Raw genomic sequence first — 14,193 nt, forward strand, 5'->3', positions numbered from 1 at the left:
GCTGGCGGGTGCCGGCGCCGCCGTCCTGCTGGCCGGCCGTGACGCGGTGCGGCTGGCCGCCATCAAAGCCGAGCTAGGCGCGCAGGCCGACAGTGTGGTCGCCGACCTGACCACGGCGGAAGGCATCGCCGCAGCAAACGCCGCCGCCCGCGCCTTCGGTGTCAATGTACTGATCAACAATGCCGGCGTCGGCGCTTTTGGTTTGTTCGACCAGCAGGCCTGGCCCACCGTCGAACAGGTGCTGGCCACCAACCTCGAGGCGCCGCTGCGCCTGACGCAGGCCCTGCTGCCATGGCTAAAGGCGCAGCCGGCAGCCGCCGTTGTCAACGTCGGGTCCATGTTCGGCAGCTTGCCCTTTCCCGGCTTTGCCGCCTACTCGGCGGCCAAGGCCGGCCTGCGCGGCTTTTCGCAGGCACTGCGCCGCGAACTCGCCGACACCCCGGTAGCGGTCATCCACATCGCACCGCGCGTCATTGATACACCCCTCAACACCGAAGCTGTCAACCAGCTCAACCGCGCGCTGAAGAACAACAGCGACAGCAGCCAGGCCGTCGCGCGGCAGATTGTCGCGGCCCTGCGCCACGGCAAGGGTGAACACCATTTCGGTTTTCCGGAACGCCTGTTTGCCTGGCTCAATGGTTTCGCCCCCGCACTGATAGACCGCGGCCTGGCCGGCCAGCTGGCCATCATCAAGCAACACGCCCCCTCCTCTGAACAGCACTGAAAGGACTTTTCATGCACCCCGTTTTACGCTCCGTTCTCGCCCTTCCCCTGCTGCTTTCCTTCGCCGGCTTTGCCGCCGCGGCCACACCGGAAGAACTGATACACCCCATCCAGGACCAGTGGGCCGAGATCAAATACAGCAAGCCGGAAAAGCAGCAGGCCGAGCTGTACCACGCCCTGGCGCAGCAGGCGCACAAGATCGTTGAGGCCAACCCCGCCAGCGCCGAGGCGCTGACCTGGGAAGGCATCGTGGTCTCCAGCGAAGCCGGCGCCAAAGGCGGCCTGGGCGCGCTGTCGCTGGCCAAGGAAGCCAAGCTGCGCTTCGAGGAAGCGCTGAAGCTCAACGACAAGGCGCTCAGCGGTTCCGCCTACACCAGCCTGGCCACGCTCTATGCCCAGGTGCCGGGCTGGCCGATCGGTTTTGGCAACAAGGATAAGGCTGAAGAATTTTTCAAGAAGTCGCTGGCCATCAACCCGACCGGCATCGACCCCAACTTCTTCTACGGCGAGTACCTGCTCGGCCGCGACCGCCAGGCCGAAGCCCGCACCCACCTCGAAGCCGCACTGAAGGCCCCGCCGCGTCCGGGCCGCGAACTGGCCGACAGCGGTCGTCGGCAGGAAATCCAGGTGCTGCTGGCGAAACTGAACAAGTGAATTTGCTCTGCCTTTGATAGCTGCTGCCGCCCGTGGTACAAGGGCTAGAGGCATTTTTTATCTCAAGAAATGCATGACTGCACTTGGCGCCACACCGGACGGTGAAGCGGGCGCGGTTGGCGACTTGCGCCGGGGCGTGTCCGCTTGCGTGGCGGGATGGCCCTTCAGTTTCACGCGCTGGTGGACGAGGTTTCCCGGACGCGAGCAGGCCAGATAAACAGCCCCACCGCTGCGACACCGGCCACGAGCAGGCCGAGGTCGGGCTTGACATCCAGGAGGAAGGCGGCCTGACCACCCACCAGGGACCAAAGAATGGGCACAGCGAGGACTGCGCGCAGGCGCGCGCCCGACGCGAGTGCAAGCACACCGATCGTGAAGATGGTGGTGGGGCACGGCAGACCAAAGGTGGGCAGTTCAGGATACCCATGCCCTGCCAGCGTGGACCAGACGGGATAAACGACGAGTGCGAAGGCGAGCAGGGCTATCCCGAGAGCCGTACGAAAGCTCCTGTCAAAAGCAAACTCGAAGCGGCGGCAAATCACGCCGTGCCAGGCGAACAGAAGACCTCCGGCGATGGACAGCGCGCCGAACCCGTAGGCCACAGGATTGATGCGCGCAAAGAACGCCAGGTGGTAGGCGGCGCCAAGCCAAACCCAGAGCAAAGCCAGAACGGCTGACACTGCCGCGCCGGACCAGAGGCGCCGAAGCGCAATGAAGACGATGGCCAGCACTGCAAGCAGGACAAGAAAAACCTGCGCCGGCCAGACGGTGCTGTTGTACAGCCGGAATACGCCAAAGAACTGCTCATTGGTGAAGGGCAGCTGCATAGTGGCTCCTTATTGCTAAACGTTTTACTTGAGCTGCGCCGTTAGACGTCGATTCGAGTGATTGGTTAAGCACCACTTCCGGGCACCAACCAAAATTCCTTGCTCGCCTTGACCAACTGCCTGTCAAGGACTTCCCAAGCAAAGCCAGCATTCCTGATAACTAGACCCAAATCTTCGACGAGAGACTGCATCGTCTCGATGGCCTGTCTCATGTCTGACCATTTGATACCCAAGGTGCCGATATCCACGAACTGGTACTTGTCCGCCACTAAGTGAACTTCCGTATGAGCGGAGACCTTATCTCTGATAGTGAGGAAGCCTGTGAGATAGGGTTCGACTTCCGCAAATCTACGGAATCACACTGCGCCCGGCAGAACAAAGCGACTGAAGCATTTCGAAATTCATATTTTCAAGAGCTTACCCCAGCGACCGGAGCAAGTGAACAGCGCTATTGAGAACGGCAAGGTCGCCGATGTCGTATCGACGGTGTGGGGAGCGCCGTATGTCAGTCGTTCCCGACATGGCGCGCAGGTAGGCTTTGCACTCGCTATGCCTTTTATAGCTGCTTGCGCCCGTGGAATAACGGCTGGGAGGCCTTTTTCATGAAAAAAAACAGCTGCCGATGCTTGCCCTCGGGCTCCGCCTGGGTCGCAAGGCAAGCGGTGAGGCCTCACGTGGTCATAGCTCCCGTGACATGAACACGCTGTGCGGGTCTTCCACGTAGCTTCCGAAGGGACCGCACGTGGAAAAACCAAAGCTCGCGTAAAGCTTCTGGGCTGGCACAAAAGCGTCTATAGAGCCGGTTTCCAGGCTCAGGCGCCTGTAGCCTCGATCTTCCGCAACGCTGATGATGTGAGCAAGGACCGCGCGGCCCGCGCCCCTGCGGCGCAACGCCTGCGGGGTCCTCATCGACTTGACCTCGCCGTGGGAAGGCGAAAGCTCTTTCAGTGCGCCGCAGCCAAGAAGAACACCTTCGTCCCAGACCGTCCAGAAGGTGATGTCCGGGCTTCGAAGCTTCGTGACGTCAAGCGCATGAACACTCTCGGGCGGCGACAGCTCGTGCATGTTCGACAGGTGCTCGTTGAGAAGTGCAATGACTTCCGGCCGGGTCAGATCATCAGCTTCAATTTTCATGCTATCTCGATGCGGTTGAACACGCCCAAAGCGACCGAGGCGCCGAGTTCGTTATGGTTATGTGCATGGCGCGGTCGCACCCGAGGGTGTACTCGGCCAGGCGCTTCTGGCGAACTGGCTCGATGTAGACCTCGAATCCTTCAAGAAAACCCGGGATACAGGACGCCTCGCTGAAAACGGGTGCCCGCTCTTGTCTGGCGGTTGTACTCGTTGATCACGAAACCACCCAGGTTTGGTCTCAGGCCGACAACGATGGCCTCCGGGACACCGCTTGTCTCCTGAATACCGACGGAGTATGAAAAGAAGGGCTCGGTTTCCTCCGGATCGAAGACGCTGATCACGTGGCATCCGTACGCCTGAATGTTGTCGGCGACACGTTTGTCGTTGGCGGCGCGCTTTTTGGCGGTGATTCTCATGAGTCTGCGTCCCTCTCGATCAAAAGGCTGGGCATCAGTTTTTTGCGGACGCATCTCGCAGACATTCGCATCCACGATGCAGCGCATTTTTTTCACAGGGAGAGCACATACACGAGCAGAAAAAAAACGAGATAGAAGACAAATCCGGCGAACACACAAGCAATAGCTGTGAGGACGTACTGCCCACCTCGCTTGAAATACAAGCCTGCTTCCGGCGCATAGGCTTCCGCCTCCCCTTCTTCAAACCGCTCGGCCCGCCACCGACCAAACGTCGCGACCCACACAACAAAGCGGCCGGTCTGGGCCAGCACGATGTCCACGATGATTCTGAAAAGCAAGTCCATGAGGTGTAACTTGACGCGACACGCGCGTCATCGCTGTGAATTCTGTTCAGCCCTTTTTGCCAACCAGGCTATCTGGGCTTTTCCCTGCCCCTTTCCAGTCCCTTCACCAGGCTCTCTGCCGCTTTCGGTGACAGCATGGCAAGTGCGGCATCAAACTCTGCAATCCGGGTCACAGCGTCCTCAACGCTCGCAAACCGGCGGGCGTCTGACGACAGCACCGGGTCCCAGAGATTGGGCTCGATGAGGGAGAAGCCTGTGTACTTCTGCACAGGCCCAGGGGATGTCACCACACCCGTAGAGTTCAGCGAATACCGTATGCACGGAGTGACTACTCCCATGGTGCAACTGCCAAAGTCAATCGTGAGATAAAACGATGGAAAATCCTTGGGTAGTTTTTGCACTGCAGCAACAGAAGGTTGAAAGAAAAACCGATTGGACGTGAGAAGTCCCTTGCCATACGCAGCAGGCACCAGGTCCACAATCACTCCCCGCTCCCGGAGACGTTGAACCAGCAACTCGGCAAATGCCTGGCGATGGTTGAGCGTCAGGCCGCGCGCCTTTGCAGCGGTATTCAGCGCTGCATTCGCCTGATTGAGCCGCATCTGCACACTGAGGGTGCCAACTACGCCAAAGAGGGCGGTTGCAGCGCCGCCCCCGACATACGGAGCTTCCGCAAAGGTCGGAACGGTGTATTGGAAAGGCCCCTCCTCCACAAAAACAGCAATCCTCTGGATATTTTCACTTTGAAGCTGTTTCAGCAGGGGTACGCCCGGCGCACAACCAGCCAGCAAGCCAAGACAGAAAGTAAAAACCAGAAGGCGGGAAATCGAAACCAGGCGTACGCTCATTGGGACTTCCATGACAAGTTACTGAATTGACGGTTTCGCAATGGACCGGCGCTGCATCCGCGGCCGTGCTGCGCACGCCCGGATGCAAGTTTTTCCGACGCGAATTAAATGCCGCTGACTCGGCAGGTGGCATTCTAGGCCGGCCCGGTCTTGATCGCCTCCTCCGATTGTGCGACGAGGGGTAGCAAGCGCCGGACGTCCGCAGTGAAATGCCCCGTCTCAAGAACTGCACCGCCTGAGAATTTCAATGGGCCGGCTCAGGACGACACACGGGCCACGCCACATACCAGTCCTTCTGCATCGTTCTCCACCACCGCACGCTCATTCTTGGCCTGTGCCACTTCCATGTCGCGCGGCAGCGTCACGCCGTTTTTCACGGCCAGCACCTCGGCCATGACGCTGACAGCAATTTCCGGCGGGGTCTTGCTGCCGATGTAGATGCCGATGGGCCCGCGCAGGCGGGCCAGGGCGGATTCCTCGAGATCGAAATGTTCGGCCATGCGCTGGTGGCGGGCCTCGTTGTTGCGCCGTGAACCGATGGCGCCGACGTAGAACGCGTCGGTATTGAGAGCCTCGAGCAACGCCAGGTCGTCGAGTTTGGGGTCGTGCGTGAGGGCAATCACGCAACTGCGCCTGTCCGGCTTGAAGGCGATGACCACATCGTCAGGCATGTCGCTGAGCACTTTGGCGCCAGGCACGGACCAGGCGCTGCGGTATTCCTCGCGCGGGTCGCACACGGTGACGGCAAAGCCGCTGAACAGGGCCATGGTCGCCAGGTATTCGGTCAACTGGCCCGCGCCTATGAGCAGCATGCGGTATTCGGGCCCGAAGGTGTTGACCAGCTCAACGGGCGAAAGACTGAGCTCCGCCGGCGCCTTGGCTTCGTCAAGGGTGACCGCGCCATCTGCGAGCCGTACCGTGCGCTGCATCAGTTGCCCGGCTTCGAGTGCGCTGACCAGCTGCGCCAGCGCCTTGGCGTCGGGGTCGTATTCGAGCAGCAGCTCCAGCGTGCCGCCGCAGGGTAGGCCGAAACGGTGGGCTTCGTCGGCGGTGATGCCGTACTTGACAAAGCCCGGCGGGCCGGAGGGAATGGCTTTGCTGCTGCCGCCGGAAGCGGCCGAGGCGTAGGCCTGCGTATGCTGGTAAATCAGGTCGTCTTCAATACAGCCGCCTGACACCGAGCCGACCACGGCGCCGTCTTCACACAGCGCCATGATGGAGCCGACCGGACGCGGTGACGAACCCCAGGTGCGCACCACCGTGGCCAGCAGGGCGCGCTTGCCCGCCTGGCGCCAGTCGCGCAGGGTGCGCAAGACCATCACGTCGAGGTTTTCCATGATCTCTCTTTCCTTTCCGTTCTGCGGGACGTGCCGCTCAACGCGCCAGCCAGACAGCGGCGGCGACAAGCACGGCGGCGCCCACGGTCCACACCCATACCGGGATGCCCGCACCAGCGGCCGGCTCCGCGGTGACGTCACCCATGACCATTTTCGCGGCATAACTTTCGGGATGCAGGCGCTGCATTTCCTCGTCGAAGCGCTTGAAAAAATCTTCGGCCATGGACTTGGCCGCGCCGTCGATCAGGCGCTGGCCGAGCTGGGCCACCTTGCCGCCCACCGAAGCGTGTACGGTGTAGGACAGCTCGCAGCCCTCGGCGTTGGGCGTCAACGTGACTGCGGCGCTGCCTTTGCCGAAACCGGCGACACCGCCCTGCCCGTCAAACGACAGTTTGTAGCTGGCGGGCGGGTTCATTTCGGTCAGCGAAATCTTGCCGGTGAACTTGGCGGAGACCGGGCCGATCTTCAAGGCCATGGCAATGGCGTACTGGTTCTCGCCGGTGGCCTCGACCTTGTCGCAACCGGGAATGCAGGCCTTGAGCACGGCGGGGTCGTTCAGCGCATCCCAGGCTTGTTGTTGCGTCACAGCCAGTTGACGGCTTCCTTGCATGTCCATGTGTTTTCCTTTTTCTGGTTCTCGATTTGTCTTTGAATCCGTCTTGCCCGAACAGAGATTTACTTCTTCATCAGAGCGGCCAGGCTGGCCGCAAGTTCCTCGAGCTTAGACAGGTTGTGTACTGCCAGCATGCCGTGTGCATGGGCATGCAGCACCGCCGCGCCGCGCGCCAGCGGCGCGTAACCGTCAAAGCGCAGCAAGGGATTGAGCCACAGCAGTCGGCGGCTGCGCCGGCGCAGCCAGGCCAGCTCGCGCGCCAGGTCGGCTGGCTCACCGGTGTCCAGGCCATCGGTGATGATCAGCACGATGGTGCGCCGCCCAACCAGGCGGCGCGCATGGTGTTCGCGCAGGCTGGCCAGGGAAGCCCCCAACTGGGTACCGCCGGCGAAATCTTCTATTGCCAGGCCGGCATGGGCCAGCATCTCGTCGGTGTCGGCCTGGCGAAAAGCGGGCGTCAGATCGGTCAGATGCGTACCGAAGGCAAACACATCGCGATGCGGGTGGCGCCGCGTGGCTGCATGTAAAAAGGCTAGCAACAGGCGGGCATAACGCTCCATCGAGCCCGATACATCCACCAGCACCAGCAAAGGCAGGGCCTGCTCGCGCCGCTGCAGCCGCGGCAGGCGCATGAGCTCGCCGCCGGTGCGCGCCGCGTGATGCATCACACCCGGCCAGTGAATGCGCGCACCCTGGGTGGCGGGCCGGCTGCGCCGCGAGGCAAACATGGGCAGCGGCAGCTTGATGTCGCGCGCCAGCCTTTCGACCAGCCAGTATTCGGTGGCAGAGAGTGCATTGAAGTCGGCATGCTGCAGGCGGGCTATGTCGCTGGCGGTCATGGCGGCGTCGAACTCAACTTTCCGGTCTTCAGCGCTGGGCTGGGCCTGCTGGCCGAAAGCTTTCTGCGGCGCCAGCGCTTCGCGCACACGCGGGCGGCGCTTGCTGGGCTCGGCCTGGCCTTCGGCGCTGGGCAGCAGTTGCGCCAGCAGCTTGTTGGCGACTTTCGGGTCCTGAAAGTAGACGTCGAACAGTTCCCGGAACACCATGCGGTCCTGCTCGCGGCTGACCATCACGGCTTCAAAGGCGGCGCTCAGGTCTTCCTTTTCACTGATGCCGACGGCGAGCGCGGCTTCCTTGGCCAGGGCGATGCGCTGGCTGTCCACTTTCACGCCGGCGCGGCGCAGGGCTCGGCCAAAACCGGCGATGTTGTCGGCAAGTTTGCCGCTGCGGGCGTCACCTAAGAGCATAGGCCCCCACGTTCGCTCGCTGCGCGTAGCTCTCTGCCCCCCGAGGGGGCGCTGCGCCTGCGGACTGGCAGAGCCAGATCCGCGGCCCCTGCTGGTAAAGAGAAATCCCCGGTATTTGTCACAACGGATACCGTTCGAAGTTCTGCGGGAAATGGCCCTGCAAAATGGCCCTGCATTTACGCAGTCCAGTTCATACGCCTGCTTCTTCAGGTTTGAGCAGCTCCACCGCCAGCTCATGCGTCAGCGCAGCCACGTCTTCCCGCTGCTTGAACAGAATGCCTGCGGTATCGGCCACCACCTCGGGGTCCACCACCAGGGTGTCGAGCGCCACCAGCGCTTTCGCCCACTCCACACTTTCGGCAATGCCCGGCGCACGCTGGAAGGCGTTGCCAAACGGTGAACGGCGCAGCCGGTCCACGAAGCTCGCCACCTGGGCCGAGAGCTGCACGCCTGCTTCCGGCACCTGGGCGCGCACGATCGCCAGCTCGCGCTCGCGGTCGGGGTAGTCGAGCCAGTGGTAGAGGCAGCGGCGCTTGACGGCATCGTGGAGTTCGCGCGTGCGGTTGCTGGTGAGAATGGTCACTGGCGTCACCTCGGCCTGCACCGTACCGATTTCCGGAATGCTGACCTGGTACTCGCCGAGGTACTCGAGCAGAAAGGCTTCAAAAGGCTCGTCAGCCCTGTCTACCTCGTCAATCAGCAGCACCGCGCCGGGCTCGGGCGTCTGCAGGGCCTGCAGCAGCGGCCGGCGGATCAGGTAACGGTGCTGGTAAACCTCGCGCTCGACGTCGACATTTTCCTGACCTTCGCTATGGCCTTCGACGGCGCGCATGTGCAGCAGCTGGGCGGCGTAGTTCCACTCGTACAGGGCTTCGCGCTGCTCCAGGCCGTCGTAACACTGCAGGCGTATCAGTTGGCGCTGCAGCGCGAGCGCGAGCGCTTTTGCCAGTTCGGTCTTGCCGACACCGGGTTCGCCTTCCAGCAGCAAGGGCCGCTGCAGCTTGAGCGCCAGGAACACCGCGGTAGCCAGCCGGCGGTCGGCAAAGTAGCCGGCGCCCTGAAGCGCCTGCATCAGGGCATCAATCGTGGGAAAAGGTGTCATCGGGTCAGTTTAGCCTGCGCTTCAAACGCTATCAATTCAGGAGCTGCTTGCGCCCAAGCATAAAGGGCTGGAAGCCTAAATCGCTTGCAAAGCACTGCTCCGCCGCTCGCGGCCGCTCAACCCAGCGCTTTCGCCACGCCGCGCTGCGTCTGCACGCTGATCAGGTTCGCGCGGTAGGCGGCCGTCGCATGGATGTCGCTGTTGAGGTCCGTCGCATCGATCTTGACAGCCGCCGCAGCTTCCGGTGTGAAACTTTTGCTCAGGGCCGCTTCCAGCCCCTTGTGGCGGAACACGCCGCTGGACGCGCCAGTGATAGCCACGCGCACCCCGGCGTCGAACTGGGCCACAAACACGCCCACCAGCGCAAAGCGCGAGGCCGGCTGCTTGAACTTCATGTAGGCCGCGCGCTTCGGGATGGGAAAGCTGATGGCGGTGATCAGTTCGCCTTCTTCCAGCGCCGTGGAGAACATGCCGAGAAAAAAGTCGTCGGCGGCGATCTTGCGCGAGGTGGTGAAAATGGTCGCCCCCAGCGCCAGCACCGCCGCCGGGTAGCAGGCCGAAGGGTCGTTGTTGGCGACCGAGCCGCCCAGCGTGCCCATGGCGCGCACCTGCCGGTCGCCAATGTGGGCGGCCAGCTCGGCCAGCGCCGGCAGGGCCGCTTTCAGTTCAGCATTGTTGGACACGTCGATGTGGCGCGTCATGGCACCGATGACAAAAGCATTGCCTTCGCGCTTGATGCCGGTCAGTTCCTTGATGCCGCCGAGGTCGGCCAGCTGGTCCGGGCTGGACAGGCGCAGCTTCATCGATGCCAGCAGGGTCTGGCCACCGGCCAGTGGTTTGGCGCCGGCAGCGGCGAGCTTTGCGGCAGCGGCCAGGGAGGTCGGGCGTTCCAGGGTGAATGCATACATGGTGGTTTCTCCTTGGAGGATTGTTTATTGCTTTTTGGCGGACTGGATGGCTTCCCAGACGCGGCTGGGTGAGGCCGGCATGTCGAAGTCGATCACGCCGAGTGGCTTGAGGGCGTCGAGCACGGCGTTGATCACCGCCGGCGGCGAGCCGATGGCGCCCGCTTCGCCGCAGCCCTTCGCACCCAGCGGGTTGTGGCTGCAGGGCGTGCACAAGGTGTCCAGCTTGAAAGTGGGCATATCGTCAGCACGCGGCAGCGCATAGTCCATCAGCGAGCCGGTCAGCAGCTGGCCGGATTCCGGGTCGTACACGCAGTTTTCCAGCAGCGCCTGGCCGATGCCCTGAACCAGGCCGCCATGCACCTGGCCTTCGACAATCATCGGGTTGATGATGTTGCCGAAATCATCGACGGCCGTGAACCGGTCCACCCGAACCACACCTGTTGCGGGATCGACCTCGACCTCGCAGATGTAGGTGCCTGCGGGGAAGGTGAAGTTGGTCGGGTCGTAAAACGCCGTTTCGTTCAGGCCCGGCTCGAGCTTGTCGAGCGGGTAGTTGTGCGGCACATAGGCCGTGAGCGCGACCTGGCCGAAAGTCACTTTCTTGTCGGTGCCCTTGATGGTGAATTCGCCGTTGGCAAACTCGACGTCGGCATCGCTGGCTTCCATCAGGTGCGCGGCAATCTTTTTCGCCTTGGTCTCTATCTTGTCGAGCGCCTTCATGATGGCCGTGCCGCCAACGGCCAGCGAACGCGAGCCGTAGGTGCCCATGCCGAAAGGCACGCGCCCGGTGTCGCCGTGCACCACATCCACCTGGTCCACTGAGATGCCCAGGCGCGCGGCCACCACCTGCGCAAAGGTGGTTTCGTGTCCCTGGCCATGGCTGTGTGAGCCGGTGAACACCGTCACGCTGCCGGTCGGGTGCACGCGCACCTCGCCGCACTCGAACAGGCCGGCGCGCGCGCCGAGCGCACCGGCAATGTTGCTGGGCGCCAGGCCGCAGGCCTCGATATAGCAGGAGTAACCCATGCCGCGCAGCAGCCCTTTGGTGGCCGAGGCAGTTTTGCGTTTCTCGAAGCCCGCCACATCGGCCAGCTCGTTGCCGCGCTTGAGCAGCGCGTGGAAATCGCCCACGTCGTACTGCAGCGCCACCGGTGTCTGGTAGGGAAAGTCTTTCACCAGGTTGCGCCGGCGGATTTCGTCCTGCGCCAGGCCCAGTTCCCAGCCGCAGCGCGTGACCAGCCGCTCCAGCAAATAGGTCGCCTCGGGCCGCCCGGCACCGCGGTAGGCATCGACCGGCGCGGTGTTGGTGAACCAGGCATCGACCTCGACATAAATCTGCGGCGTGGTGTACTGGCCGGCCAGCAGCGTCGCGTACAGAATCGTCGGCACCGCCGGCGCAAAGGTCGAGAGATAGGCGCCCATGTTGGCGTCGGTGTGCACCCGCAGCGCGAGGAACTTGCCATCCTTGTCCAGCGCCATCTCGGCGTGGCTGGAATGGTCGCGGCCATGGGCATCGCTGACAAAGGCCTCGCTGCGGTCGGCCGTCCACTTGATGTTGCGGTTGAGCTTTTTCGAGGCCCAGGTCAGGCACACATCTTCGGCATACAGATAGATCTTGGAGCCGAAGCCGCCACCGACATCCGGCGCAATCACACGCACCTTGTGCTCGGGCAGGCCCATCACAAAAGCCGTCAGCAGCAGGCGCTCGACGTGCGGGTTCTGGTTGGACACATACAGCGTGTATTCGTCCGAAGCGCGGTTGTACGAACCGATGACGGCGCGCGGCTCCATCGCGTTGGGCACCAGGCGGTTGTTGGTCAGGTCCAGTTTGGTGACATGCGCCGCTTTGGCAAACACCGCATCAACCTGGGCCTTGTCGCCAATCGCCCATTTGTAGCAATGGTTGTCCGGCGCCGCATCGTGCAGGGCGGCGGCCTTGGCCGCATCGGTGACGCGGACCACGGCGCTCAGCACGTCGTAGTCGACCTCGACCAGCTCGGCGGCATTTTTCGCCTGCTCCTGCGTCTCGGCCACCACCATGGCGACATGGTCGCCGACATAACGCACCTTGCCCTGCGCCAGGATGGGATGCGGCGGCTCCTTCATCGGGGTGCCGTCTGTGCTGGTGATCAGCCAGCCGCAAGGCAGGCCGTTGATCTTGTCGGCCGCCACATCCTCGCCGATGAACACATCAAGCACGCCCGGTGCAGCCTTGGCGGCGGCGGTGTTGATGCTGTTGATCTTCGCGTGCGCATGCGGCGAACGGACAAACACCGCATAGCTCTGGCTGGCCAGCGTGATGTCATCGGTGTACTGCCCGCCACCGGTGAGAAAGCGGTAGTCCTCCTTGCGGCGGACGGAGGTGCCAATGTTTGGCAGGTTGACGAAATCGGATGCACCCATGTGTGTACTCCTGAAAATGGAAGGGAGAAACCTGGCAGCCCGCGGAACGGCGGTGCCGACAGAAACCGTGAGGCCTGATCGGCCGGTTCAGGTCGCCATGGCCGCAGCGCCCTGCTGCACCGCCTTGACGATGTTCTGGTAACCAGTGCAGCGGCAGATGTTGCCTTCAAGCAGCTCCCGGATTTCGCCTTCGCTGGCCTTCGGGTGGTGCTTGCACAGGTCCACCGCGCTCATGACCATGCCGGTCGTGCAGAAGCCGCATTGCAGGCCGTGGCATTCCTTGAAGGCCGCCTGCATCGGGTGCATGGTGCCGTCTGCCGCCGCCAGGCCTTCGATGGTGGTGATGTCCGCACCTTCGGCCTGGGCGGCCAGGATATTGCAGGACTTGACGGCACGCCCGTTCATGATGACCGTGCAGGCACCACACTGGGCGGTGTCGCAGCCGACATGGGTGCCGGTCAGCTGGAGCTGCTCGCGCAGCACCTGCACCAGCAATGTATTGGGGGGCGTCTCGACACTTTTTGCCTTGCCGTTGACTTTGAGCTGAACTTGCATGGGCTTGTCTCCTGATGGCTGTTGTTTGGCTACGGATGAACCAGTCATTGTTGAATTGGTGCCCCCTGGGAACCCTAGGTAAAACCCTAGGAGCTTGCCAAAGCCCGGTGAAATTCTCAAAATGGAACACTCCCCGCCAAACACGCAGGCCAACGCGTCCGCGGCAGGTCTGGTAGGCTGCATCCTCCGCATTTCCATACCCATGCTGTCCGTCCTCCCGCCCTCCTCCGAGCAACGCCTGCAGCAGATCGCGCATGCCCGCCAGGCGGTGCTGCAGGAAGGCAAAAACCTGTCCGGCGTGCTGGCCGAGCCGTGGATAGAACGCTCCTGGCGGCGCTGCCTGGCCAGCGGACAAACACCCGAACAGCCCATCAGCTTCGATGTGCTCCCGGCGCAGGCCCTGCGCCGCACCGAGGAAGCCAACCACGTGCTGGTGCAGGCTGCACGGCCGGTACTGGAAAAACTCGGCGCGGCGATCGCCAGCACACGCTACTTCGCCATCCTGACCAATGCGCAGGGCGTGGTGGTGGACGTGAACGGTGCCATCGACCGGCGCGATCCCCGCGCCAACCTGATCACACGCATCGGGGTGGACCTGTCTGAACAACGCGTGGGAACCACCGCCATCGGCGCGGCACTGACCGAGCTGCAGCCGGTCTGGCTGCACCGCGGCGAACATTTTTTTACATCCAACTCAGCCTACAGCTGTGCCGGCGCGCCGCTGTTCGACCCCGATGGCCGCTGCGCCGGCATGCTGGACCTGACCGGCGTGGACACCGTGGAGCGCCCCGAACTCAAGCACCTGGTCGTGCAGTCGGCGCGCAGCATTGAAAACGCGCTGATCCAGAGCCGGCCGCACGAGTTGCTGATCCGCCTGAACTGGTCCAGCCAGTGCCTGGGCGAAGACTCGGACGGCCTGGTCTGTGTGGACCCGGACGGCTGGGTCAGCGGCGCCAACCCGGCCGCGCGGCAAATGGTGCCCGCACTTCAGGCCAGCGGGCCGGCAGCCGTGCACTGCAGCGAGCTGTTTGCCATGCCTTACGAGATGTTCTTTGACGCCGCCAAAAGCGACACCCTGGGCT

Annotated in this window: 15 protein-coding genes and 1 pseudogene; 3 read left to right on the plus strand and 13 right to left on the minus strand. The window is 62.9% G+C overall.

Annotated features, from left to right (window positions below):
- Positions 1-724: SDR family oxidoreductase (locus tag WA904_RS04855; RefSeq protein ID WP_425195996.1), on the plus strand; the 724-nt coding region annotated here is incomplete at its 5' end.
- An 11-nt stretch (positions 725-735) separates the two neighbouring features.
- On the plus strand, positions 736-1,377 hold the full coding sequence (locus tag WA904_RS04860) for a hypothetical protein (protein WP_425195997.1): 642 nt from the start codon (positions 736-738) through the stop codon (positions 1,375-1,377).
- A gap of 170 nt (positions 1,378-1,547) precedes the next feature.
- Here the strand turns inward: WA904_RS04860 and WA904_RS04865 are convergent, their stop codons facing one another.
- The 13 genes and pseudogenes from WA904_RS04865 to WA904_RS04925 all read right to left on the minus strand — a co-directional run bounded on the left by WA904_RS04865 (position 1,548) and on the right by WA904_RS04925 (position 13,111).
- Positions 1,548-2,204 (minus strand): DUF6064 family protein, encoded by a 657-nt coding sequence (locus tag WA904_RS04865; RefSeq protein WP_425195998.1) that lies wholly within the window; start codon positions 2,202-2,204, stop codon positions 1,548-1,550.
- A gap of 65 nt (positions 2,205-2,269) precedes the next feature.
- Positions 2,270-2,536, minus strand: a pseudogene (locus WA904_RS04870) (hypothetical protein); the annotation flags it as partial.
- Positions 2,537-2,882: 346 nt separating this feature from the next.
- On the minus strand, positions 2,883-3,338 hold the full coding sequence (locus WA904_RS04875) for a GNAT family N-acetyltransferase (protein WP_425195999.1): 456 nt from the start codon (positions 3,336-3,338) through the stop codon (positions 2,883-2,885).
- 140 nt (positions 3,339-3,478) lie between these two features.
- A complete protein-coding gene (locus tag WA904_RS04880) occupies positions 3,479-3,841 on the minus strand; it encodes a DUF4262 domain-containing protein (RefSeq protein ID WP_425196010.1) in 363 nt (120 codons plus the stop codon).
- 5 nt (positions 3,842-3,846) lie between these two features.
- The gene (locus tag WA904_RS04885) at positions 3,847-4,098 is read right to left on the minus strand and encodes a hypothetical protein (RefSeq protein WP_425196000.1); all 252 of its coding nucleotides are present in this window, start codon (positions 4,096-4,098) and stop codon (positions 3,847-3,849) included.
- A gap of 68 nt (positions 4,099-4,166) precedes the next feature.
- The gene (locus WA904_RS04890) at positions 4,167-4,946 is read right to left on the minus strand and encodes a hypothetical protein (RefSeq protein ID WP_425196001.1); all 780 of its coding nucleotides are present in this window, start codon (positions 4,944-4,946) and stop codon (positions 4,167-4,169) included.
- A gap of 257 nt (positions 4,947-5,203) precedes the next feature.
- Positions 5,204-6,283 (minus strand): XdhC family protein, encoded by a 1,080-nt coding sequence (locus tag WA904_RS04895; protein ID WP_425196002.1) that lies wholly within the window; start codon positions 6,281-6,283, stop codon positions 5,204-5,206.
- 37 nt (positions 6,284-6,320) lie between these two features.
- Entirely contained in the window at positions 6,321-6,899 is a 579-nt protein-coding gene (locus tag WA904_RS04900; RefSeq protein ID WP_425196003.1) for an SRPBCC family protein, read from the minus strand.
- A 59-nt stretch (positions 6,900-6,958) separates the two neighbouring features.
- Entirely contained in the window at positions 6,959-8,143 is a 1,185-nt protein-coding gene (locus WA904_RS04905; RefSeq protein ID WP_425196004.1) for a vWA domain-containing protein, read from the minus strand.
- Positions 8,144-8,333: 190 nt separating this feature from the next.
- Complete coding sequence (locus tag WA904_RS04910; protein WP_425196005.1) at positions 8,334-9,245, minus strand: AAA family ATPase; 912 nt, start codon at positions 9,243-9,245, stop codon at positions 8,334-8,336.
- A gap of 116 nt (positions 9,246-9,361) precedes the next feature.
- Positions 9,362-10,153 (minus strand): FAD binding domain-containing protein, encoded by a 792-nt coding sequence (locus WA904_RS04915; protein WP_425196006.1) that lies wholly within the window; start codon positions 10,151-10,153, stop codon positions 9,362-9,364.
- 24 nt (positions 10,154-10,177) lie between these two features.
- Positions 10,178-12,556 carry a xanthine dehydrogenase family protein molybdopterin-binding subunit gene (locus tag WA904_RS04920; RefSeq protein ID WP_425196007.1) on the minus strand — a complete coding sequence of 793 codons (2,379 nt, stop codon included), beginning with the start codon at positions 12,554-12,556 and terminating at the stop codon, positions 10,178-10,180.
- A gap of 87 nt (positions 12,557-12,643) precedes the next feature.
- Positions 12,644-13,111: a (2Fe-2S)-binding protein gene (locus tag WA904_RS04925; protein WP_425196008.1), complete on the minus strand. Its 468-nt coding sequence runs from the start codon at positions 13,109-13,111 to the stop codon at positions 12,644-12,646.
- 202 nt (positions 13,112-13,313) lie between these two features.
- Here WA904_RS04925 and WA904_RS04930 point away from each other — a divergent pair.
- Positions 13,314-14,193: sigma-54-dependent Fis family transcriptional regulator (locus tag WA904_RS04930; protein WP_425196009.1), on the plus strand; the 880-nt coding region annotated here is incomplete at its 3' end.

The organism is Polaromonas sp., assembly GCF_049790275.1.
Lineage (GTDB): Bacteria > Pseudomonadota > Gammaproteobacteria > Burkholderiales > Burkholderiaceae_C > Polaromonas.